Origin of the sequence: Neobacillus niacini (assembly GCF_023715785.1) — a bacterium.
GTDB lineage: Bacteria > Bacillota > Bacilli > Bacillales > Cytobacillaceae > Neobacillus > Neobacillus niacini_E.
On record NZ_JAMBOX010000069.1, the window covers coordinates 1 to 463 of the forward strand.

Below are 463 nucleotides of genomic sequence, written 5' to 3' on the forward strand. Positions count from 1 at the left end.
CCCCTGATTGACCAGCAAAAATTACGTTCTTGCCGGCAACGGTGTTTTTTAATTGGGTTAAATCACCATTAGATTGGGTCACCAAGGTGGCGTAGCCAAGCTGTTGATAGGCTGACAGTAGCTCTGTCACCTCGCTATGACTACCATCTGCCAACAAATCGGCTTTATTTAAAATCAGCAATGGGGTGATGTCTGAGTGATGGCAAGCCACCAAATACCGATCAATCAGCTGGGCAGACGGTAACGGCAGCGGCGCAAATACGACTGCTAGAATATCGACATTGGCGGCGATGGGTTTGAGTTTGTGGTAACGGTCGGGGCGGTTGATGATGCTTTGTCTATCATAAATCGCTTCAATGCGTCCAAGCCCTGTATTTGGGTCAGCGACAAAGCGGACTTTATCCCCAGTGGCAATCAGTGGCAAGTTGGTACGGGTGTGACAACGCCAAACACTGTGCAGGGT

At 49.5% G+C, this 463-nt stretch carries 1 protein-coding gene; it reads right to left on the reverse strand.

The window, feature by feature from the left end; all coding sequences use genetic code 11:
- Window positions 1–463 (reverse strand): GTPase RsgA (gene rsgA / locus M3234_RS28875; RefSeq protein ID WP_262307936.1); only part of this gene is annotated, 463 nt, incomplete at both ends.